The 21807-nt window shown below is 28.3% G+C and carries 21 protein-coding genes; 4 read left to right on the forward strand and 17 right to left on the reverse strand.

All coding sequences use genetic code 11. The annotated features are described in order from the left end of the window. Positions 1 to 48 precede the first annotated feature (48 nt). The 3 genes from I2A75_RS01525 to I2A75_RS01535 all read right to left on the reverse strand — a co-directional run bounded on the left by I2A75_RS01525 (position 49) and on the right by I2A75_RS01535 (position 3233). Complete coding sequence (locus I2A75_RS01525; RefSeq protein ID WP_195262704.1) at positions 49 to 615, reverse strand: Maf-like protein; 567 nt, start codon at positions 613 to 615, stop codon at positions 49 to 51. A gap of 242 nt (positions 616 to 857) precedes the next feature. Further along, positions 858 to 1571, reverse strand: a complete 714-nt coding sequence (locus I2A75_RS01530; protein ID WP_195262705.1) for an SPOR domain-containing protein — start codon at positions 1569 to 1571, stop codon at positions 858 to 860. A 210-nt stretch (positions 1572 to 1781) separates the two neighbouring features. Continuing rightward, on the reverse strand, positions 1782 to 3233 hold the full coding sequence (locus I2A75_RS01535; RefSeq protein WP_195262706.1) for an aminoacyl-histidine dipeptidase: 1452 nt from the start codon (positions 3231 to 3233) through the stop codon (positions 1782 to 1784). 154 nt (positions 3234 to 3387) lie between these two features. On the opposite strand from I2A75_RS01535, the gene pyk reads away from it, so the two are divergent. Then, the gene (pyk, locus tag I2A75_RS01540; protein ID WP_195262707.1) at positions 3388 to 4806 is read left to right on the forward strand and encodes a pyruvate kinase; all 1419 of its coding nucleotides are present in this window, start codon (positions 3388 to 3390) and stop codon (positions 4804 to 4806) included. A gap of 97 nt (positions 4807 to 4903) precedes the next feature. On the opposite strand, the gene I2A75_RS01545 is transcribed toward pyk, so the two are convergent. From I2A75_RS01545 to I2A75_RS01575, 7 genes are all read right to left on the reverse strand, one after another. After that, positions 4904 to 5785 (reverse strand): ROK family protein, encoded by an 882-nt coding sequence (locus I2A75_RS01545; RefSeq protein ID WP_195262708.1) that lies wholly within the window; start codon positions 5783 to 5785, stop codon positions 4904 to 4906. A 28-nt stretch (positions 5786 to 5813) separates the two neighbouring features. Continuing rightward, positions 5814 to 6731, reverse strand: a complete 918-nt coding sequence (locus I2A75_RS01550; RefSeq protein ID WP_195262709.1) for a dihydrodipicolinate synthase family protein — start codon at positions 6729 to 6731, stop codon at positions 5814 to 5816. A 30-nt stretch (positions 6732 to 6761) separates the two neighbouring features. Further along, positions 6762 to 7457 carry an N-acetylmannosamine-6-phosphate 2-epimerase gene (locus I2A75_RS01555; RefSeq protein ID WP_195262792.1) on the reverse strand — a complete coding sequence of 232 codons (696 nt, stop codon included), beginning with the start codon at positions 7455 to 7457 and terminating at the stop codon, positions 6762 to 6764. A 41-nt stretch (positions 7458 to 7498) separates the two neighbouring features. Continuing rightward, positions 7499 to 8158, reverse strand: coding sequence for a DUF624 domain-containing protein (locus I2A75_RS01560; RefSeq protein ID WP_195262710.1), 660 nt, complete (start codon positions 8156 to 8158; stop codon positions 7499 to 7501). 135 nt (positions 8159 to 8293) lie between these two features. Further along, entirely contained in the window at positions 8294 to 9121 is an 828-nt protein-coding gene (locus I2A75_RS01565; protein ID WP_195262711.1) for a carbohydrate ABC transporter permease, read from the reverse strand. Positions 9122 to 9136: 15 nt separating this feature from the next. Further along, the gene (locus tag I2A75_RS01570) at positions 9137 to 10027 is read right to left on the reverse strand and encodes a sugar ABC transporter permease (RefSeq protein ID WP_195262712.1); all 891 of its coding nucleotides are present in this window, start codon (positions 10025 to 10027) and stop codon (positions 9137 to 9139) included. 94 nt (positions 10028 to 10121) lie between these two features. After that, positions 10122 to 11426 carry an ABC transporter substrate-binding protein gene (locus I2A75_RS01575; protein WP_195262713.1) on the reverse strand — a complete coding sequence of 435 codons (1305 nt, stop codon included), beginning with the start codon at positions 11424 to 11426 and terminating at the stop codon, positions 10122 to 10124. Between the two features lie 335 nt (positions 11427 to 11761). On the opposite strand from I2A75_RS01575, the gene I2A75_RS01580 reads away from it, so the two are divergent. After that, positions 11762 to 12412 carry a GDSL-type esterase/lipase family protein gene (locus I2A75_RS01580; RefSeq protein ID WP_347707742.1) on the forward strand — a complete coding sequence of 217 codons (651 nt, stop codon included), beginning with the start codon at positions 11762 to 11764 and terminating at the stop codon, positions 12410 to 12412. Between the two features lie 270 nt (positions 12413 to 12682). Here the strand turns inward: I2A75_RS01580 and rpsA are convergent, their stop codons facing one another. Beyond that, positions 12683 to 13825 (reverse strand): 30S ribosomal protein S1, encoded by a 1143-nt coding sequence (gene rpsA, locus I2A75_RS01585; protein WP_195262714.1) that lies wholly within the window; start codon positions 13823 to 13825, stop codon positions 12683 to 12685. A 297-nt stretch (positions 13826 to 14122) separates the two neighbouring features. Next, the gene (locus tag I2A75_RS01590; protein WP_207733738.1) at positions 14123 to 14719 is read right to left on the reverse strand and encodes a hypothetical protein; all 597 of its coding nucleotides are present in this window, start codon (positions 14717 to 14719) and stop codon (positions 14123 to 14125) included. A gap of 225 nt (positions 14720 to 14944) precedes the next feature. Between I2A75_RS01590 and I2A75_RS01595 the strand changes: the two genes are divergently transcribed. Both I2A75_RS01595 and I2A75_RS01600 read left to right on the forward strand, forming a co-directional pair. Further along, positions 14945 to 15598, forward strand: coding sequence for a PspA/IM30 family protein (locus I2A75_RS01595; RefSeq protein WP_195262716.1), 654 nt, complete (start codon positions 14945 to 14947; stop codon positions 15596 to 15598). A gap of 8 nt (positions 15599 to 15606) precedes the next feature. Then, positions 15607 to 16254 (forward strand): DUF1292 domain-containing protein, encoded by a 648-nt coding sequence (locus I2A75_RS01600; protein WP_195262717.1) that lies wholly within the window; start codon positions 15607 to 15609, stop codon positions 16252 to 16254. A gap of 218 nt (positions 16255 to 16472) precedes the next feature. On the opposite strand, the gene yaaA is transcribed toward I2A75_RS01600, so the two are convergent. From yaaA to I2A75_RS01625, 5 genes are all read right to left on the reverse strand, one after another. After that, entirely contained in the window at positions 16473 to 17240 is a 768-nt protein-coding gene (gene yaaA, locus I2A75_RS01605; protein WP_195262718.1) for a peroxide stress protein YaaA, read from the reverse strand. 24 nt (positions 17241 to 17264) lie between these two features. Next, complete coding sequence (locus I2A75_RS01610) at positions 17265 to 17681, reverse strand: CBS domain-containing protein (protein WP_008676675.1); 417 nt, start codon at positions 17679 to 17681, stop codon at positions 17265 to 17267. 92 nt (positions 17682 to 17773) lie between these two features. Next, positions 17774 to 18691 (reverse strand): 3'-5' exonuclease, encoded by a 918-nt coding sequence (locus tag I2A75_RS01615; RefSeq protein ID WP_195262719.1) that lies wholly within the window; start codon positions 18689 to 18691, stop codon positions 17774 to 17776. A gap of 199 nt (positions 18692 to 18890) precedes the next feature. Then, entirely contained in the window at positions 18891 to 20693 is a 1803-nt protein-coding gene (locus I2A75_RS01620; protein ID WP_195262720.1) for a MutS family DNA mismatch repair protein, read from the reverse strand. Positions 20694 to 20845: 152 nt separating this feature from the next. Then, entirely contained in the window at positions 20846 to 21781 is a 936-nt protein-coding gene (locus I2A75_RS01625; protein ID WP_195262721.1) for a zinc ABC transporter substrate-binding protein, read from the reverse strand. Positions 21782 to 21807 lie beyond the last annotated feature (26 nt).

A 21807-nucleotide genomic window follows, 5' to 3' on the forward strand; every position in this document is an offset into this window, starting at 1 on the left:
TCCTCAAAATAATAATAGTTTTATTAATAAATATACCCTAAATCCCTATTATTTAACCTTCTTAAGCATTTTATTTAAAAGATTTAATGGTAATCCTACTACATTATAATAACAGCCATTAATACCTTCTATAAAAACTCCACCATACCCTTGTATTCCATAAGCACCTGCCTTATCAAGCGGTTCTCCAGTCTTTATGTAACTTTTTATCTCCTCTTCAGTTAAATTAGAAAATTTAACTTCAGTATAAAGAGATTCTTTTTCAACTTTATTATTGTACATGTTTATCACTACTAATCCAGAATAAACTCTATGAGTTTTTCCACTAAGTTGTTTTAACATGCTATATGCATCTTCTTCATTATTTGGTTTTCCTAAGATTTTATCATCTAAAACTACTACTGTGTCTCCTGCAATTATTATAGCTTCTTCTTTTAGACTCTCTTTAACGCTAAGAGCCTTTCCCTTAGCTAAATCAATTACATATTCATCTACATTTCCGTTAAATAAAATCTTACGTTCATCGAAGTCACTTACTATTATGTCAAATTCATCTACTATTCTATGCAATAGTTCCTGTCGTCTTTCTGAGCCAGACGCTAATACATAATTCAAACCTATCACATCCTATTTTTACACATATTTTATAGTATTGACAAAACGGTATGGTTTAATCATTTAAGTTTTAAAATATTTAAATTAGCAATGCAAAGATATAAAGACAAAGCCATTTATCCCTATCTTATATCTTATATAGTGTATCATTATATAAGTTTTCAAACAAGTGGCTTTGTCTTTCTTTATTTAATTTTTATTTATTTGTAATAGTTTTGTTATTTTTATCCATATGCTGTTTTTTATTTCTGCCAGTTCACTAAAATAGAATAAATATACCCTAATTCTGATACTATATTTTCCTTATTAATAGTTTCTGGTAATGATTCTATATGCGCCTTATATTCTTTAAGTACATCTACCCCATCACCTTCATTAACCTCATTTAATTCCTTGGTCCAATTTTTAAAATCACTAGTATTTATTTCTTTTACTTCATCTTCACTTGCAGTATTTATTATTTGTAGATATCCTTCTGTTATAGCTCCTATTTGTCCTTGGACTTCATCATTTTTATTTAATGATACACCTATTTTAGCATTTTCAATTGACTTTTCTTTTAATTTTTCTGTTATTTCAGAACTATCCTCTTCTTTTGCTATACCAGCTAGGACTTTAAATTTTCCTGTTTCGTCTTTAATCATAAAAGAGTTAAATTCGTTTTCTATTTTGGCTAACACTTGTTTAGCATTATCTTCTTTTGAAAAATAACCACATTGTATAAATGCAAATTTTTGCTCTTGAACCTGCTGTGTATTATTTTCGGCATTATTATTTACATTCACTACCGGCTCTTGTGTTATTACATTTCCTTTATTGATATCAGGAATAATCTTAAGTAATACCCATGCTCCTATTAGCCCTATAACTACAGCTGCAAGTGTTGTCATAACTAAGGAAGTCAAAAACTTAGCCCCCTCATTTTTCTTTTTGTAATTATATTTTGTGTACTTCATTTTATCATCCCCCTCTTTTTATATTAAATATATATTCAAGTGGATTTAATAATATTCATTATGTAAATTATTTTTTTTAATTTTGCATAACAAAACATCCTCAACCTCTCCATTATTTCCATTTTAACTTTTCAGTAAATATAAATAGCTAGACTATAAAATAATAGTCTAGCTATTTATATTTACATATTTATTTAATTATTAATAAGTTTATTTTAATTCTTTTAAAACTTCTAATAAGTAATCCCAAACATTTTTAACTGATGTTATACTCATGTGCTCTTGTGGTGTATGAACATCATAAAGGTCTGGTCCAAAGCTAATCATATCTAGCTTTCCTAGCTTTTCATTAAATAATCCACATTCAACTCCAGCGTGAATAGCAACGATCTTAGCTTCTTTACCATACATTCTCTTATAAACATCTTGGCAAATTCCTCTTACTTTTGATTCGCTATCGTATTGCCATTCTGGATATCCTGCAGTTGTTTCAAATTCTGCTCCCATAAGTTCTGCTATAGTTTTACTTCTTAAAACTATTTCATCTTTTAATGATGCAACTGAACTTCTTATAGCACTGTCAAATTCTACTTTATTACCTTCAGTAGTTACAACTCCTAAATTAGTTGAACTTTCTACTAAATCCTTTATTTCCACACTATTTGTGTTTATTCCATTAGGTATTAAGTATAATAAGTTTACAACTTTTTCAGTAGATTCTTTTGTAAATACTTTTTCTACATTTTCTGTATTTTCTAAGATAGTGATATTAACGCCAGGATCTTGAGTCTTTAATTCATTTAATAAAACTTTATTCCAGCTATTTATTAATTCCTTAGCCTTTGCTACATCTTCTGATTTTAATCCTATTATTGCATCAGCTTCTCTTGGTATAGCATTATTTTTAGATCCACCATTTACTGAAACTAATTTATAATCTACAGCTAATAAAGATTTTAAAATTCTACCCATTATCTTGTTAGAATTTCCTCTTTCCTTATTTATTTCCATTCCAGAATGGCCACCTTTTAATCCCCTCACTGCAATATGTAAGAAGTTATTATAATCACCAGCATCTTCTAGAGTTACATTTAATGTATGTTTGCTTCTTATTCCACCTGCACAACTTACTAATAAATGACCTTCTTCTTCATTATCTAAGTTTAATAATATTTTTCCATTTATATGCTCTTTTGAAATTGCCATAGCTCCTGACATACCAGTTTCTTCATCTGTTGTTATTAATACTTCTATTGATGGATGTGGTATATCTGTTGATTCAAGAATTGCTAAAGCATATGCAACTGCAATACCATTATCTGCTCCTAAAGTAGTGTCAGTTGCATAAACCATATCATCAACTACTCTTAACTTTAATGGATCTTTTTGAAAATCATGGTCTGTTCCTTTATTTTTTTCACAAACCATATCCATGTGACCTTGAAGTATAACAGTTTCAGAGTTTTCATATCCCTTTGTTCCTGGTTTTTTTATAATAACATTTAATGCTTCATCTTGTATTACTTCTAAATTTAATTTTTTTGCTACATTAACTAAATAATCACTTATAGCCTTTTCATTTCCTGAGCCTCTAGGTATTTGTGATATTTCCTCGAAGTATTTAAAAACGCTCTTTGGTTCTAAATTTTGTAAAATGTTCATATTTTTTTCTCCCTTCATAGTAAATTATGTTAGAATTATTATATAGTTTTAAGTATATCATAGTATATATAATACTTAAATTATATTTTTTTATTATGATTATTCAAAATATTCTTTATATTGTATGTGCTAATTTAAATGTGAGGTGATCTTTATGCAAAAAACAAAAATGATTTTTACAATCGGACCTGCTAGTGATAACGAAGAGACTTTAAGAGAATTTATCAAAATAGGAATGAGTGCTGCCAGATTAAATTTTTCTCATGGTACTCATGAAACTCATAAAGAAAAAATTGATCTTATAAAAAAATTAAGAGAAGATTTAAATGCCCCTACTGCTATCATTCTAGATATTAAAGGACCTAAAATTAGAACACATAATTTTGTAAATGACGGAGTTGATCTTAAAGAAGGTCAAAATTTCACTTTCATTTGTGGTGAAGAAATACTTGGCGATACCGAAAAGTGCTCCATATCTTATGTAGATTTATATAAGGATGTTAAAGTTGGTGGAGAAATCTTAGTTGATGATGGTCTGTTAAGATTTAAAATAGAAGATGTAACAGGAAATAACATTAAGTGTAAAGTAACAGTAGCTGGAACTATTAAAAATCACAAGGGTGTTAATGTTCCAAATGTAAAAATAAATTTACCTTCAATAACTGAAAAGGATAAGAAAGATTTAATCTTTGGTTGTGAGAATAAAGTTGATTTTGTTGCAGCTTCATTTATTAGAAAAGCTTCCGATATTGAAGATGTAAGAAATGTTTTAAAAACTCATGGTGGTAATTATATACAAATTATTGCAAAGATAGAAAATCAAGAAGGCGTAGATAACATAGATTCTATAATAGAAGCAGCCGATGGAATAATGGTAGCTAGAGGCGATATGGGAGTTGAAATTCCTATTGAAAAAGTTCCTATTATTCAAAAGAACATAATTAGAAAATGTAATGAAGCTGGTAAAATAGTTATAACAGCTACCCAAATGTTAGATTCAATGATTAGAAATTCTCTTCCTACAAGAGCTGAAGCTTGTGATATATGTAATGCAATATTTGATGGAACCGATGCAATCATGTTAAGTGGTGAAAGTGCAAATGGAAATTATCCTATAGAAGCTGCCGAAACGATGTCTAGAATAGCAATAGAAACAGAAGATAATTTAGATTATAATTATTTAAATCAAAGATTAAAAGAACCTTCATTAACATCATTTTCTGAAGCAATTAGCTATTCTGCTTGTAGAAGTTCAAACCTTTTGCATGCAAAAGCAGTTGTTGCTGCCACAAATAGCGGCGCAACAGCTAAGCTTATATCAAAATATAGACCTAAGTGCCCAATTATTGCTATAACTCCCCACGATGAAGTTAGAAGAGGATTAAATCTTAATTTTGGTATTTTCCCTACTAAATGTGATGTATTTACTACTACTGATGAAATATTAAGTGAAGCTAAAAAAGTTGCTACTAATTTATCTATAGCTGAAAAAGGTGATGATATAATAGTTGCAGCAGGAATGCCAAGTGCTACTACTGGTGGAACTAATATGCTTAAAATAGAAAAGGTGTAGTATAATTTTGCTTGCTTATTCAGCTCACTAAGTTAAGACATAATTATATATCAAACTTATAAATTAATAAAAAATTCAGCTTAAGCTGAATTTTTTATTAATGTCTATTTTTAAAATTATAGAATGCTCCTAACATTCCTGCATCATTCTTATGCTTTGCAAATTCCAACCTTGTTTTTTCAGCAATGCTCGGCAAGAGATATTTTTTTATAGCCTTATCAAATTTCGGTTTTAGATATATATCTTGAGCCATAATTCCTCCCCCTAGAACAACTACTTCTGGATTAATGACATAACATATATTAGCTATGCCTATTGCAATAACTTCCACCATTTCATCGATTGCTGTGATACATATTTCATCACCTTTTTTAGCTTCTTCAAAAATATTATAGCCATCCCACTTTTCTTCTGAAGACTTTTTTCTTTCGGCAACTTTTTTTGTCAGAATACTAGTTGCTCCTAAACTCTGAAAATCACTACTAAACATATGCATATAACCTATTTCACATGCACTATTACTAAAGCCATGAAATACTTTTTCATCAATTAGTATACATCCACCAATTCCAGTTCCTATGGTAAGACACAATGTTATTTTACTATCAATAGCTGCCCCGGAAATTCTCTCTGCTAATCCTGCACAATTCACATCATTCTCAACTTCACATGGAATTAGAAATCTTTCTTCTAATTCTTTTTTAAATTTAGTTCCGGCATATCTAGGTATTAGAGGAGAAGAATAAAAAATCTCTCCTTTTTCAATATCAACCATCCCTGCTGTCGAAATACATATTCCTACCAATTCATATTTTTCTAAATATTTTTCTACTATTCTAAAAACTTTATTTAGAATCTCAGGTCCACCTTTATGTGCTTCTGTATCCATATTATCTTTTATTAATATTGTTCCATGCTCAGCAATAACTCCATATTTTATTGCAGTTCCTCCAATATCAATACTTATATAGTTCTTCACAATTTCACCTCTTCTAAGAACTTTTTACTTAACAATATTTTTTAATAGCTCTTTTAATCATAAGAGCAGCTTCTTTTGCAATTGGAATATCTTCATTACTCAATGCTACTAATGGTTCTCTTACACTTCCTATATCTAAATCTTCATTTATACGAAGAATCTCCTTTATTACTCCATACATATTTCCATGACATGAACACATTTTGTATATAATTTCATTAATATCATATTGAAGTTTTTTAGCTTCTTCTATTCTATTTTCAATTACAAGATCATTTAATTTTAAAAATAATTCTGGCATAACTCCATAAGTACCACCAATGCCCCCCTCTGCACCAATAGCACGTCCACTAATGAATTGTTCATCTGGACCATTAAATACAATATAATCATCTCCACCAGCTGCACAAAACATTTGAATATCCTGTACTGGCATAGAGGAGTTCTTTACCCCAATTACTCTAGGGTTCTTACGCATCTCTGAGTAAAGCCCCTGTGTTAAAGCAACTCCTGCGAGCTGTGGAATATTATATATTATAAAATCTGTATTTGGAGCAGCATTACTCATAGCATTCCAATAATCTGCAATTGCATACTCAGGAAGTTTGAAATATATTGGAGGAATTGCTGCAATTGCATCTACATCTAAACTTTCTGCATGTTTTGCAAGTTCTACACTATCCTTTGTATTATTACATGCAACATGAGCAATCACCGTAAGTTTTCCTTTTCCAACTAACATTACATTTTCAAGAATAAGCTTTCTCTCTTCTACACTTAAATAAATACATTCTCCGGAAGATCCATTTACATAAATGCCTTTAACACCTTTTTTTATGTAAAATTCAGTAAGCTTCCTCACGCTTTCAGGACTTATCTCTCCATTATCATCATAGCATGCATAAAATGCAGGAATTACTCCTCTATACTTATTTAAATCCCTCATAATAATCTCCTTTCGCCACACAAGGCTAATTTATTTATTATATCGTAACTCATCTACAAATGCTTTTGTAATAAGCTGAGGTCTTGTTATAATAGAACCAACTACAACACTATAGCATCCTAATTCAATTACACGTTTAACTTTTTGTGGTGTATTTATATTACCTTCTGCTATTACTGGATGTTTTGCTTTTGAAAGAATCTCTCTAATAATCTCAAAATCATTATTTTCGATTTTAAGATTTACACTCTGTTCTGTATAACCAACCATTGTTGTACCGATAAAATCAAATCCTAGTTCATCTGCATGAAGAGCTTCCTCTACAGTAGAACAATCTGCCATAAAAAGTTGATCTGGATATTTCTTCTTTACTTCTTTAAAGAATTCATCTAATGTCTTTCTCTCTGGTCTCATTTCACAAGTAGCGTCAAGTGCTATAATCTCCGGTTTTACTTCCATCAATTCATCAATCTCATTCATAGTTGGCGTAATATAAACTTTAGAGTCATCATAATCTCTTTTTATAATTCCAATGATGGGAAGATCCACTTGTGACTGTATCTCAGCGATATCCTCTTTTGTATTTGCACGAATTCCAGCTGCACCGCCTTCTTTAGCTGCAAGTGCCATTCTGCCCATGATAAATGAGGAATGAAGTGGTTCATTGGGCAATGCTTGACATGAAACTATTAATTTGCCTTTTAAACTATTAACTTTATTATTCATAACACATTCCTTTCTGTATAACATTATTTGAAATTCATTACTTAAAGCCCATGATAATTTTCATGTCTTTTGAATATTTTGTAGAAAATAAATGACTGAATCAGCGCTAAGACAGAAAATCCACATATAATTAATATTGTAAAAAGTAAGAACATAGATATTCCAGAGTAAAATAGCATCAACATAAAAGGCACATTAAGAATTATAAGCAGTATAGTCCATTTAAAATTAACAATACTAATTACAAATGAATTTTTAAATACTTCTTTTATTGTAATTTCAAATCTAGACAAAATCGGAAATGCATATAAAAATATAATGTATCCCCAAATTGCTACTATATAACATAGCACTTGTAATACCTTTAATCTATCACTTCCAGTTATTCCTATAATTCTTAAATCAATTATAATGAAAAGTGTTATTATAATTGCTATCATTCCAATTATTGTTCCTTGCCTAAAATTTTGCTTAAATGATTTTAAGAAGCCTCTTATAATATGCGATTCTTCATTTATTACCATTTTTAATGTTACTGAGTACATAGCAGTAAAAGATGCTCCTATTGTCACAATAGGAATACAGCATATAATGAACAAAAGATTCAATACCACCAAATCAAATATTCTTGAAAAAAAGCGCATAATTCCATTATCTAGATTAAATATTTTGCTTAACAAATACTCTCTATTGCCTGACATATTCTTCTCCTATCATTTATTTTAACTACTAATTTACAGCTACTTTTACTCTCAGGTAAAAACTTAAAATGGAACTATCTTTCACATACCTGCTAATTAAAGGTCATTGCGTCTCGACAGTTCCATTTATATAAATTAACCTTTTATAGCTCCCATTGTAATACCTTGTGTAAATGATTTTTGGAACATTAGAAATACAGCAACTATTGGAATTGCTGATAAAGCTGCACCTGCCATTATCAATCCATAGTTTGTTGCCATTTCAGCTTGCATAGTTGCTACACCAAGTGAAACTGTAAGTTTATCTCTTGATGAAAGCATTACTAACTGCATAAAGTAATCATTCCATGTATTAATAAATGTAAATATTGCTAATGCAGCAAATCCAGGTTTTATAATTGGAAATGCAATATTTACAAATGTTCTTAGTTCACCACAACCATCAATTTTTGCTGACTCTAATAATTCGCCAGGAATATTTTCACTAAATTGCTTCATTAAAAATACTCCAAAAGGCCATCCAATCAACGGAAGAATTACAGCTGCTAATGTATCATGAATCCCTAAAAAATTTACAATCCTCACTAAAGGAACTAATACAACTTGCTTTGGTAATGCCATTGCTGCAATAAAAGCAGAAAATAAAAGTTTTTGACCATAAAATCTCTTCTTAGCCAAAACATATCCTGCAAGTGAGGATGTTATGCACACTAAAATCATTGTAACTAATGAAATGAAAATACTATTAAACAACCATTTTCCTGCTGGATTTTGAATAAGTAATTGTTTAAAGTTCTGCAATGTTGGAGCTGTTGGCCACCATTGTGGTGGAATTTTAATCGTATCAGGCTGAGCCTTAAACGCACCTGTCATAATCCAATAGAAAGGAAATACAAAAATAATAGTTAAGATACTCAAAAGTATTATTGTTATTACCCCAAAAGGTGTGATTTTTTTCTTCATTATGTTCTCCCCTTCCTAATATTCTACATCATTACCTAGAATTTTGAATTGTGCAAAGCTTATAAGACCAATTAATACAGCTAAGAATACTCCCATTGTATTAGCGTATCCATACTCAGAAAGTTTAAATGCTTTCTCATATAGATAGTACATGATTGTACTAGTAGAATAATTTGGTCCACCTGATGTCAACAACTGAATTAAGGCAAAGCATTGAAATGAGTTTATTGTTGTTATAACTACTATATAAAGTGTTGTCGGCAATAAGCTTGACCATTTAATTTTCCAAAATACTTGGAATTCATTGGCTCCATCTACACGAGCTGCCTCTACTAACGACTTATCTATATTTCCTAATGATGCTATATAAAGTATAATCGGCTGTCCAACTGACGTAGTAAGTAATATAACTACAATTGCAATTAACGCATACCTTTTATCACCCAACCAGCTAATATTCTGATCAATAATATTTCCTGTTTTTAAAATATAATTTAATATACCTGACAAAGGATCATAAATCCATTTCCATACAACCGTAACAGCCACACTTCCTGTAACAACAGGTAAGAAAAATACACAACGAAAAAAGGAACGAGTGAATGCACTTTTTTCATATGTTTGTGAAGCTACAAATAAAGAGAAGATAACTACAATTGGAACTGATCCTATTACAATTATTAGGGTATTTATTAATGATTTAACAAATACTTTATCATTAAACATATTTATGTAATTATCTATTCCAACAAATGTAAAATCAGTCATTGTATAATTAAAGAAACTTGTAACAAATCCCATGATCATAGGAGTCAAAACAAATATTACAAAAAATATTAATACAGGAGCAAGAAAAAAGTATGACACAACAGTCTCTCTCATCTTTAATTTGCTTGAAACTTTCATATTTTCCCTCCAATCACTTATCTAAAAAGTAATATTTGAAAAATATCTTCTTGCACATTAAAATAATGTACAAGAAGAAATTATTTCACTATACTTATTTCTTTATTGTTTCATTTGCTTTTTTAGTAAAATCATCTAAAGCTGCTTTTGGTTCTGCTTCTCCATTTGATACTGATTGAAGCATCGGGAACCATAAAGTTCTCATTTTAGCAAATCCATCAATTGTATTGTAATAAGTAGAATAATATTCTGTCCAAGAACCAATTTCTTTCATTCTTTCATCACTATATATTTCACCAAAAGATGTACGAACTGGGAATGCACCTGTTCTTTCAACGTTCTTTGGACCCCATTCTTTGTTATCACAAATAAATTGAATGAATTTTTTAGATGCAGCTATTTTAGCTTCATCACCATTATTGAATACGCAAAATCCATTTACTAAGTATTCTAATTCTGGTTTTCCATCCTCTGATGGGAATGTTACTTCTAAGTAATCAACTTTACTTGATTCTAATAATTTAGCCTGTGTGCCTGGTTGTGCTGATGACCATAAAAGCGTAAATGCAGTTTGTCCATTTGCAAAATTTTGAATATCAGCAGAACCATCATATTGAGATCCATTCATTAATAAACCTTTTTCTATTAGACTCTTGATTAATTCCATTGATTTAACAGAATTCGCATCATTTGTGGTATATTCTGTAAGTGAATCATTTGTTATGCTAGTGCTATATAAGTTTGTGAAGAAAGCACGTGTACCTTGGTCTCCACCTTGTCCATTACTGAATAATGATCCTGGATTATATCCCTTAGCTTTTAAGGCTTCCAAAACCTTTACAAAGTCATCAGTTGTCCATCCTTCTTTTACTAAATCAAGAACTCCTGCATCTTTTAACATTGTTTTGTTAAATGCCATGTAGAAAGGACCAGAACTTATTGGATACATATAAGCAGTATCTCCTGCTTTACAAGCTTGTAACAACGTATCATTATTTACATCTTTTACAAATTCATCTGTAAACATATCATTTAATTCTACTAGTTTTCCTGATTTCCCATAGTTAATTATACGCCCTGGAGCATCGAATAAAACATCTGCCATTGTACCTGCTTCAATGGCTGTAGTAATCTTCTCAGCACCTGAAGTGAAGTCTATAGTCTCTAATTTTACAGTTATGTCTGGATTTTCTTTTTCAAATGCAGCAATTATTTTTTGTTCCCATGTTCCTACTGCATCACTTGCATTTTCTTGAGTAAATGTTGGAAATGCCCACCAAGTTATCTGTGTTTTTCCACCGTCATTACCTTTTGAGTCATCAATAGACTTTTTGCCACAGGCTACAAGTGAAACGGACATCACTCCGGCAAGTAGAGTAACTAATAATTTCTTTTTCATTTAATATACCTCCCATAATAAACTTTATTTAAATTTTTATAGATTATCATTACCCTCAGTTTCTTATTTCCTTTTAAACCATATTAGAGTCATATAATTATTTTTAATAGCTTCTATTAATTTTTTATTTAAATTATCTAAATATACAATTGTATTTTAAAATTATATAAACGAAAATTATTTGTAAACATTTTCTAAAAAGAATATATCATGTCTGAAAATTTTTTTCAATATATTTACATAAAAAAAATTTTTTTTATTATTTGTTTGTTTTTTCCATAATATATGATATCATCATATTATGATTAATATATAAATCAAAGGAGGATAAAAATATGGTAAATATGAAAAAAACTATTTTATGCTTTGGTGATTCAAATACTCATGGATATAACTCTTCAAATAATGGTCGGTTTACAGAAGACGAACGATGGACTTGTCTTTTATCTAAATATCTTGGAACTAATTATTCTGTAAAAGAAGAAGGCCTTAGTGGAAGAACAACTGTCTTTAGTGATCCACTTTTTGAAGGTCTAGATGGAATTTCATATATTTCTCCATGCTTAATGACACATGAGCCTATTGATTTATTAATCATTATGCTTGGAACAAATGATACTAAGGAGCGTTTCTCTGCTACATCTCAAAACATTGCAAGAGGCTTAGAACGTCTTACTCAAAAGGCAATCTCAACTACTGCTGCATGGAGAAGTAATCCTAATATTCTGTTGATTGCACCACTTCCAATTGAAGTTGGTTATGAAAATACCGCTGTTTCGGGTGAAATGGGAAAAGGTTGTGCAGAAAAATCAAAAACACTTGCTTATCTATACAAAGAAGTGGCAGAAAGAAATAAGTGCCATTTTTTAGATTCAGCTTCTATCAAAGGTATGACTATGTATCCTTATGACTATATGCATCTCAGCAAGGAAAGCCATCAGTTACTTGCATGTAAACTTTCTGAGCTTATTCCAGATATTTGCTGATTTTAATCTTTTTAAGTAACTTTTAAATATAAGAACTAAATCTTATATTTACTTTTTAATCTTTATATTTTTATCCCCCTAATTTATAAAAAAAAAATTTAGTTAAAACTAAATTTCAGATTACTTAAAACCCTATATTCAAAATTGTAATATTCATTATTAATAATTACTTGTAGTTAATATAACTTTTATTATATAACTAAAGGAACTTATAATAAAATAAGTTCCTTACAATAAATTTATATTTATATTTATATTTATTTTTAAATATTAAAATAATCCTTTAAACAAGTCTCCTAATGATACACCTTCATCATTATCGTTATATTGTAAATATTCCTTTGACTTTTCTTCTGCATCTTTTATAGTTAATGATATTCTCTTATTTGTCTTATCAACATCTAAAACTTTAACTTTTACATTTTGTCCTAGTTTTAACACATCTGATGGTTTAGCTATGTTTTCTTCTGATATTTCATTTATATGAACTAATCCTTCTACTCCAGGGAATAACTCTATAAATGCTCCAAAGTTAAGGAACTTAACTACCTTACCTTCTAAAATACCACCAATTTTTAAGTTTGATACGTTTGTTTCCCATGGATCTTGATCTATATCTTTTAATATTAATGATACTCTTTCATTTTTAGTATCTACTTCTCCAATAAATACTTCAACTTTATCTCCTATATTAACCACATCTTCAGCTCTGTGTACTCTTCCCCAAGATAAGTCATTTAAATGAATTAAACCAGTTATTCCTCCAATATCAACTATTGCACCTGCTTTAATTATCTTTTTAACTATTCCAGTTCTTTTTTCTCCTGACTTAATTGATTTCCATAATTCTTTTTTCTTATTTTCATATATAGCATCTTCTAAAACTCTTTTTGATGCAACTATCTTTCTTGATTTAAAATCTAACTCAATAATTCTAACTTCTAATTCTTTTCCTACTAATGTGTTTAATTCTATTCTTTCTCTTGAAGCTAATGATGCAGGTATAAACACTCTTATATTTCCATAATAAGCAACTAAACCTCCCTTAACTTCTTCCTTAACATAAACAGTTACATTTTCTTCATTTTTAAAAGCTTTTTCAATTTCCTCTCTCTCAGTTATTTCTAAAGCCTTTGTTCTTGAAAGCTTAACATATCCTTCTCCATCGTTAGGTGATAAGACATATACTTTTATTTTATCTCCTTTACTTACAACTTCCCTAGGATCTTTCTCAGTATTCGTTAAATCTTCCTTTAAAATCATTCCGTCAAATGCATAATTGATATTTACCATAACTTCTTTATCATTTACATCAATTATTTCACCATCTAATATATCGCCTGTTCTTATTCTTTTAACATCGAAGTCTTTTAATAAATCTCCCATTGTTCCTTCTAAATTTTGATTTGTCATGTATTTCACTCCTTAAAAATGTTGTATAATAAATTAATTTTAGAATAATCTGATATTGATTACAAGACTTTAAATTTATTAATATCTTCATAATCTCAAATATATTTATTATATATACTCAAACTTATATAAATTATTTAAATATGCTATAATTAAATATATTATAAAAAAATCTTAAATCATTTCCATAAGTTATTTATTAACTCTTAAAAGGTTATTATTAAATATTAAATGGTAGTATCATTACGATATAGTGAGATGTATTTAGATTTTTAATGCTTTCCTTAATTTTTGCTACTATTTACCTTTAAATGAGTTTTGAGAAATTATTATTTTTACTATAATATATAAATACAATCTTTTCTTGGAGGTGAAATTTATAAAAAAGAATAATAGAAAACTAATTTTCACGTTACTATTAACTTTTGTTTTCCTAACTTCTAGTTTTCTTATTGATGCAATCTCTGTATTTGATAATATTACGCATGGGGAAATAACTGTTTCTGCTAAACCTAGAAGCTCCGGAAGCTTTAAATCTAGTTCTGGCTTTAAATCTAGTTCTAAATCTAGCTCTAGTAGCTTTAAATCTAGTGGTGGTAAATCAAATGTTTCTAAATCAAGTAGTAGTTTTAAAAGCAGCTCTTTTAGTAATAGCTCAAAGAGTTCCAACAGTTCTAAATCAAGTACTAGTAGCAGTAATAGTAAATCAAGTACATCAAGTTCAGACTCAAAATCCACATCGACTTCATCTAGTGGATATAAAAGCGGTTCCTTTAGCAATGTAGATAAAGGTAAGTCTGGAACCTCTAAGAACTTTTCATCTGGATCATTTAGTACAACTTCAGATGATGAAAAGAAGAGTTCAAGTAATTCTACAAGTGAAAACAAAAACACCCAAGATAAAGATAATACGAATACAACAACTAATTATGATAAAGGCTTTTCTTTCGGGAAAATGGCATATGGACTTTCTGCTATGAGAAATTTTGGTTTTAGCAGAGGGGGAGGTGGCATCTCCTTTGGTTCTATATTTACACTTGCTATTATCTTCATAATTATAGTTATTGTAATACGAATTTATTTGAAAAATAGAAAATATTAATTTCAGGAGGACAAATTATGGGAATTTTTACAAGGATGTCAAATATGTTAAAATCAAAGGTAAATTCAACTTTAGATGAAATGGAAAATCCAATAGAATTATTAGATCAAAAAATTAGGGATATGGAAAAACAACTTAATTCAGCTAAATTAAACTCTGCACAAATCATAGGAAATGCACATGAAATTAAAAAGAAAATGGAATCTGCTGAATTAGAAGTTAAGGATTTTGAAGATAAGGTTAAATTAGCTTTATCTAAAAACAATGAAGATTTAGCTAAAAGAGCTTTAGCTAAAAAGATTGAATCTGAAAAGAAATATACAAATTTAAAATCTAGCTATGAAACTGCAAGAGCTCAAGCAGATACTATTAAAAAGAATCTAGCTGCGTTAGAATCAGAAATTGAAAAGACAAGAAATTATAGAGATGAAGCTGCTGCAAGATATAGCAATGCAAAGGCTACTCAAAAAGTTAATGAAGTTCTTGCTAATGTGCAAACAAAATCAAATTCAATTGAAATTGATAGCATAGAAAGAAAAATTCAAAAACATGAATCACTATCTAATGGTCTAGGTGAGCTTAGAGATGTTGATAATTTTGATAGTGAATTTGATGCTTTAGATACTGTTGATCTTGATTTAGAGCTTGAAAAATACAAAAATGCAAATTAGGTGATTAAATGTCAAGTACTATTGATTTCATAAATGAAGAAAAGGCTACTATTGGTAAAGTATATACCGATATAACTTATGCTATAAGTGAAGTTAGCCCTTTCCTTGATGAAAATATTTTAAAAAAGAGAAAGTATTATTCTAAACTTCCCATCTTAAAAGAATATATGGATATGTTAAATGATGCAGAATACTCTAATAAAAATAAAAAATTTAGTTTTTTCAAAAAAGATAATAGTGTTTTAAAACTAACCGACTATAAACAAAATAACTTAGCAGCCTTTAATCAATTTGAAAATTGTTCTAAATGTTCATGTTTAAACTGCATAAAAGAATGTCAATTTCAAAGTTGCAGTGGTTGTAGAGCTAATTCATATATAAAAACCTGTGATAAATCTAAATTAAATGTTCGCTTTAATAATAACTTTATTTTGGATTTAACTAATAACAATACAGGTAAAGCTAGTAGATATAAGGTTCTTGCTACTATAGAAAATTGTGAATATGATAGATTGTATATAGCATTAGAAAACCTTAGTGATTCTAACGATAAATTTATTCTTTATTATTATCCTGGAATTTCATCTGATGAGTTTGGTGAAATAACTGATGAAGAAGAATTTAATTTGGTTGTTGAAACCTATGAACAAGCTTAAATTTTATTAGTAATTCTTAGCGAAGAGAAATTTTTGCACAGTGAACTATTTTCTCAATATATAAAAGGGGCTCGCGAAACGCGAGCCCCTTAGCTTATTTTAATGCGCTAATTCTAATAGCTTAATACTATTAAAATATGCAACATATAAATCTTTTTATTATATTTTCATATTTTATCTTATCCTACTAAAGTATTTCTAAAAATATTACTCTTTCATTATTCTCTAGTAAAAACTAGTTCTTTTTCCGTAGACATTTCTTCATTAAATTCATATCCATCTAAATTGAATCTTTTTACATCCTCAATATCCTCTATTTCATTTTGAATGATGTATCTACTCATCATACCTCTAGCCCTCTTAGCATTTAAAGAAATTATTTTATACTTATCACCTCTAAATTCCTTAAATGTTATTGTAATCACATTTACTTCTTCTCTATTAACCAATCCTTCAATAGATTTAAAATACTCTTGAGATGCTAGATTTATTATAGTCTTATTTTTATGCCCCTTTATTTCTTCTAATATACTTTCTTCTAAAGTTTTATCCCAAAATTCATATAAATCTTTTAAATCATTAACTGGTAACTTTATTCCCATTTCTAATCTATATTCATTAATCCCATCAAATGGTCTTAATACTCCATATAAACCAGATAAAATCCTTAAATGATCATTTGCATAAAAAAGCTCAGAATGAGATAAACTTCCAACGTCCATCCCTCTATAAGCATCCCCCCTAAAGGCTAACAATGCTTGTTTAGAAGTATCTAGTCTAGTTGTCCATTTTTCAATTCTATCCCTATTTACTGTTGCTAATTTAGTACTTATCTTCATAAGTTTTTCTAAAGAATAACTATCATATTTAGTTAATTCATTCATAATTTCCTGCGACTTTTCTAAAAATCTCGGCTCACTCATTGGTAAGTTATTATCTTTTTCTTCAAAATCTAAAGTTTTTGCAGGAGAAATAACTATTATCATAACCAATCCTCCTATATATTTTTATTATACTATTTTCTTCTTTCTCATTTCGCTATAGCAATAATTAATTATATCACTTCTTTTTATTATACCAATAAATATTCCTTCATCGTCTACTACTGGTACAAAATTTTGATTTGTAGCAAGTGAAATTAAACTTTCTACATCTGCATTTATTGAAACGCTTTTATGCTTTCTTTTTCTTGGAATATCTATAATTCTAACATTTTCAGTATTTTTAAAATTTAAATCCGGAGTATTTTTTAGCTTCCATAGCAAATCTCCCTCTGTTAATGTTCCTACATATTTTCCTTCTTTATCTATTAATGGAATAGCTGTATATCCATGATGTTCCATTCTCTCTATAACTTGTCTCATGGTTGCATCTAAATATTCATATATAACCTCATTTTTAGGTGTTAAAAAAAATGCTATATTCATATTTTATCAATCTCCCATACTTATAATTTAAAACTAAGACACATATACATTTTATCATAATTACAATGTAATAGTTTTAAAATTATAATTATTTAATATTTTATTAATTTATCATCTAGTTTTTTGATCTTATAACTATAATTCATATATTCTATTTCATCTACAATAGTAGAAATTTCTTTATAAACTTCCTCTCCACTAAAAGTCTTTTTTACTATTACCTCATTTAAAATCTTATTGTTACACTTAGGACATTTACAAAGAGATACAAATCTCCATTTTATAGGTATAAAATCATGCTCAATTTCTAAATCCACATTACACTTAGGACATTTGCAGTTTATCTTATCCAAATCTAAATTATACTCTGATAAATTTTTTATATCTACTGCAGGCATATTATAAATATCTTTAATTATATAATTTTTGAGCACTCTTGAATTATATATTCTTTTAAATACTAAAGAAGTATAAATAGCATCATTTAAAGCATCATGCAACTTATCGTTATCTATTCTTATTTTTAATTCCTCTAAGGCATTTTTCAAGCTAAGTGATTTCTTTTTAGCTAGTATTTTTGTTGAATACTCTTGTAAATCAAGATAGTTTTTAAGCCAATCTAAATTATCATATTTATGATATACTGCATTGTTAATTATTTCAATAATATCATCCTTTGCCCAAGAGCAGATAATATCACCATCATCTATAATTCTTGATAAATTCTCAATTCCTACCTCGAATGATACTCCATTTTCTAAATCCTCTTCTTTTATGTTTGTTATTTCTGATATTTTAGGGTTTAGCACAGGAATAACAGATGGTTTTATATATTCTTTAAATTCTTCAAGCGGCTTCATATAATTATCTAGTTTTATTGCACCTATTTCTATTATTTCATTATCTAAATCTATATTTTGTAAATTAGGATAATCATCAAATATATTTGGATAATACTTATGTATTCCTTCTAGATTATTAAATTCTAAATCAATTATTATAAATGCCATTTTTATACCTCTCATCAATTATTATTATAGGTATATTATGCCATTTTTATTAATATTTTTCACTAGTATTTAGAATTTTTACTATATAAAATTTGAAAATATATCATAAAATTCAATTTAAAATATTAAATTCAAAATTATATAAATACTATTATTTTAAATTCACAATTTTAAATAGAGCTGTCTTAGACAGCTCTATTTATTTATCATTAAACTCTATGCCTGCTAACTTCATCAAATGGACTGCATTTTGAGTTGTACTTCTTCCTTCTCTCAACTTATAATCAAATTTAATATTGTTTTTTTCATAGTATTCTTGGAAGTTATAATTTTTAATCCATTTCTTTGTTTTTTCTAAATCGCATAATTCTAAATCATGAGTAGAAACAAGTCCCATAGCATTATTTTTTACTAATTGGTTTATAAGAACTTGTGCACCTTCATGTCTATCCTTTGAATTTGTACCTTTAAAAATTTCATCTAATAAGAAAAATACCTTTTCTCCATTTTGGGCAGCTTCGATAAGTATCTTTATCCTTAATATTTCTGCATAAAATGATGATATACTTTCCTCTAAGTTATCCTTAGTTCTCATACATGTATATATACTAAAAATACCACAAGTAAAACTTTTACTACAAGTAGGAGCTCCTATATAGCTTAAAAGTAAATTTAACCCAATAGTTCTTAAAAAAGTACTTTTACCCGACATATTTGAACCTGTTATTAAAGCAACCTTTGCATCATCTTTTAATGTAAAACTGTTAACTACAGCTTTTTCACCTAACATAGGATGACCTACATTTATACCTTCGACTACATCTGATGTACTAATCTTAGGATAAGTCCATTTATCAAAATCAAATGATAAATTAGATACACTAGATAAGGCTTCAAACTCTCCCATTATATTAAGCCATTGTTCTAGTTTATCTCCATTTAGTCTTCTCCACTCTTCTAAATTTCTTAGAATAAAAGTGTCTGACAATACAGTTACATTTAATAATAAATAATATGCGTTAGATGAGCTATCCCCTAACCAGTCAACTAATCTTTTAAGTGCTTTCATTTCATCAACACAACTTTTATTTTCAGAAGAATATAATTTATTCTTTAGCTCTTTTAAAAGTACTGAATCAAAATTTTCGCTATCTATAAGAGTTAATAAATTTGTATATGCCTCTATATCTTTTTTATGTTTATCAAATAATCTTATAATTTGTACTAAATCCTTTGTAAGTATTTTTACTACTAAGTAATTAATCATAAAAACTAAAATGATATAACTTATTGGTAATACTTTTAAAATTACTAATACTATTGATATCATAGTAATTGCTATAAATAAATAGGGAACTACCTTAAATAATGGTTTTATTTCACTTTTTCCATTTGCCCACTCTAAAAGTTCATTTATATCTTTTGTCCCGCTCTTTTTAATAGTGGATTTAACTTCTAGACGTTGTCTCCACTCTACTTTTTCACCTAACTCATTTATAGCTTCTTGCTTTTTTAATATTTCTTCTCTATTTGGAATTGTCTTTAAGTTTAGCATTTGAGATAGCTTATTTCTTCCAAACTTAGTTTTTGTTGAATTAATCATTTGAAAAAGCGAATTTCTTCCAAATATATCTAAATCACTTGCAAAAGGATGCTCATCTCTTAAAAATTCTTCACCTTTATCTTCTTTTTCTTTAAAAGTCCCCTTTATTCTAGCTATTCCATTACTATTTATATTTATATATACTTTATATTCTTTTTTCTCTTGAATTTTTTTATTATGATAATATGCTACTACAATAAATATGGCTGTAAACATAACTATCGATAATATTAATAATACTATGCTTTCTCTTTTGTAAAAATAGTATGCCGATAATATAGCCATAATAACTATAATTAACCTTAAAGTAGAAAGCTTAGTTATAACTTTATTTAGATCTTTTATCTTCTCTTCATATTTTGAGATTTTACTTTCATAAAAACTTAATGCTCTGCTCATAATTTACACCACCCTTACTTAATAATTTTATCATATAAACTTACTATCTTCTAATTAGAAAATAAAATATCGGATATAAGCATTCTTACTATACCTATTATCCGATATCTTTTAAATCTTTATTTAATAAAAAAATATTTCAACTATAGATATTAACTTTTTAATGAATTATATATGGTTTCTAAATTATATTTCATACCTTCTAAATAGCTTTTATTATCTTCCTTAGTTTCAAGACTATATATCTTTTCTACTTTAGCTCCAACTTCTTTTGCTAAAGTTTCTGATTCCTTTGCACTTGCTGTAGATTCACTAAATACAACTTTAACACCATTTTCCTTACAGTAATTTATTAAAGCTTCTAAATTTTTTGGAGTTAATTCACCTTCTCCAAAAACATCTGCTATACTTTTTTGAGTTAATCCAAAGTCTCTACATAAATAAGCAAAGGCTGCATGTCCAGTAACAAAATCTTTATTTGTTATTTCTTGAAACTTAGTTTTGTATTCATCCTGTAAAGTAGTGAAATCTTTATTTAACTTTTCATAATTACTTTCATAGTAATCTTTATTTTCTGGGTCTATCTCAATTAAAGCATTCTTTATGTTCTCAGCTTCTTTTGCTGCATCGCTTAAGCTTAGCCACATATGAGGATCATTTCCTCCATGGCTGTGATCATGATCATCTTCTTCGCCCTCTTCATGATCATGATCTTCTTCTGATATACTAATTGGTTTTATACCATTACTAGCTTCTACTACTTTAATATCTTTGCCTTCTATTGTATTTAAAACAGAGTCTATCCATTCCTCCATTCCAAGCCCATTATATACAAACATGTTTGTATTTATTAAATCTTTTAAATCCTTTGGCTTAGGGTCAAAACTATGTGCATCACTACCATCTGGTATAATTGAAAATACTTCTACCTTATCTCCACCTATTGCTTCTGTAAAGTCTTTAAGAGGATTAATTGTAACACCTACTCTTAATTTTTCTCCATTATCATCATTACTTTTATTTACACATCCAGAAAAAGAAAAGATGATTCCCAGTATAAAAGTTAATCCCAATAATTTTTTCTTCATTTCTCCACCTCTTTTGCAAATGATTT

This window comes from Clostridium sp. 1001275B_160808_H3 (assembly GCF_015550425.1).
Lineage (GTDB): Bacteria > Bacillota > Clostridia > Clostridiales > Clostridiaceae > Clostridium.

Excerpts from the sequence above, each read along its gene's own strand:
- pyk (WP_195262707.1), top strand. The coding sequence starts at position 3,388 with ATGCAAAAAACAAAAATGATTTTTACAATCGGACCTGCTAGTGATAAC.
- I2A75_RS01530 (WP_195262705.1), bottom strand. The coding sequence starts at position 1,571 with ATGAAGTACACAAAATATAATTACAAAAAGAAAAATGAGGGGGCTAAG.
- I2A75_RS01595 (WP_195262716.1), top strand. The coding sequence starts at position 14,945 with ATGGGAATTTTTACAAGGATGTCAAATATGTTAAAATCAAAGGTAAAT.
- I2A75_RS01615 (WP_195262719.1), bottom strand. The coding sequence starts at position 18,691 with ATGGCATTTATAATAATTGATTTAGAATTTAATAATCTAGAAGGAATA.
- I2A75_RS01580 (WP_347707742.1), top strand. The coding sequence starts at position 11,762 with ATGGTAAATATGAAAAAAACTATTTTATGCTTTGGTGATTCAAATACT.
- I2A75_RS01565 (WP_195262711.1), bottom strand. The coding sequence starts at position 9,121 with ATGAAGAAAAAAATCACACCTTTTGGGGTAATAACAATAATACTTTTG.
- I2A75_RS01560 (WP_195262710.1), bottom strand. The coding sequence starts at position 8,158 with ATGTCAGGCAATAGAGAGTATTTGTTAAGCAAAATATTTAATCTAGAT.
- I2A75_RS01570 (WP_195262712.1), bottom strand. The coding sequence starts at position 10,027 with ATGAAAGTTTCAAGCAAATTAAAGATGAGAGAGACTGTTGTGTCATAC.
- I2A75_RS01555 (WP_195262792.1), bottom strand. The coding sequence starts at position 7,457 with ATGAATAATAAAGTTAATAGTTTAAAAGGCAAATTAATAGTTTCATGT.
- I2A75_RS01535 (WP_195262706.1), bottom strand. The coding sequence starts at position 3,233 with ATGAACATTTTACAAAATTTAGAACCAAAGAGCGTTTTTAAATACTTC.
- I2A75_RS01575 (WP_195262713.1), bottom strand. The coding sequence starts at position 11,426 with ATGAAAAAGAAATTATTAGTTACTCTACTTGCCGGAGTGATGTCCGTT.
- I2A75_RS01620 (WP_195262720.1), bottom strand. The coding sequence starts at position 20,693 with ATGAGCAGAGCATTAAGTTTTTATGAAAGTAAAATCTCAAAATATGAA.
- I2A75_RS01625 (WP_195262721.1), bottom strand. The coding sequence starts at position 21,781 with ATGAAGAAAAAATTATTGGGATTAACTTTTATACTGGGAATCATCTTT.
- I2A75_RS01610 (WP_008676675.1), bottom strand. The coding sequence starts at position 17,681 with ATGAATATAGCATTTTTTTTAACACCTAAAAATGAGGTTATATATGAA.
- I2A75_RS01600 (WP_195262717.1), top strand. The coding sequence starts at position 15,607 with ATGTCAAGTACTATTGATTTCATAAATGAAGAAAAGGCTACTATTGGT.
- yaaA (WP_195262718.1), bottom strand. The coding sequence starts at position 17,240 with ATGATAATAGTTATTTCTCCTGCAAAAACTTTAGATTTTGAAGAAAAA.
- rpsA (WP_195262714.1), bottom strand. The coding sequence starts at position 13,825 with ATGACAAATCAAAATTTAGAAGGAACAATGGGAGATTTATTAAAAGAC.
- I2A75_RS01550 (WP_195262709.1), bottom strand. The coding sequence starts at position 6,731 with ATGAGGGATTTAAATAAGTATAGAGGAGTAATTCCTGCATTTTATGCA.